This is a genomic window from Aquabacterium sp. A08 (assembly GCF_011742065.1).
Map to the genome: position 1 here is coordinate 1 of NZ_JAAQQT010000439.1, position 552 is coordinate 552.

Consider the following 552-nt stretch of genomic DNA (forward strand, 5'->3'; position numbering starts at 1 on the left):
CAGTTCCACCACGGTCACGTCCACCCGGCGGTTTTTGGCCCGGCCTTCGCGGGTGTCGTTGCTGGCGACCGGCTCGCTTTCGCCCTTGCCTTCGGCGCGCACCTTGTCCGCCGGCAGGCCCTGGCTCACCAGGTAGTCCTTCACGGCGTTGGCACGGCGCTCCGACAGGGCCTGGTTATAAGCTTCGGACCCCATGCCATCGGTGTGACCCACGGCAATCGCCACATCCAGGCTCATGCCCTTGATCTTGGCGACCAACTCGTCCAAGCCCTTCTTGCCCTCGGGCTTGAGTTCGGCCTTGTCGAAGTCAAACAGCGCATCGGACTTGAAGGTCACTTTGGTGGGCGCGGGAGCGGCCGCCGGGACGGGTGCGGCGGGACGACCGCGCACCGGAGCGTCGGCCACGGCCTTGGCCTTGTCGATGTTCAGGATGGCCGGGGTCTCGAACGGGCACAGCTCCTCGGGCGGCAGCAGGCCGCGGTCTTGGCCCACGTCTTCCAGGCTGGGCTGGTCGGCACGGGCCACGCCCAGCGACGACACCAGCCGGCCCAT

At 68.1% G+C, this 552-nt stretch carries 1 protein-coding gene; it reads right to left on the reverse strand.

Annotation, left to right across the window (positions count from 1 at the left end; genetic code table 11):
- Positions 1-552 (reverse strand): OmpA family protein (locus tag HA630_RS02495; protein ID WP_166832226.1); only part of this gene is annotated, 552 nt, incomplete at both ends.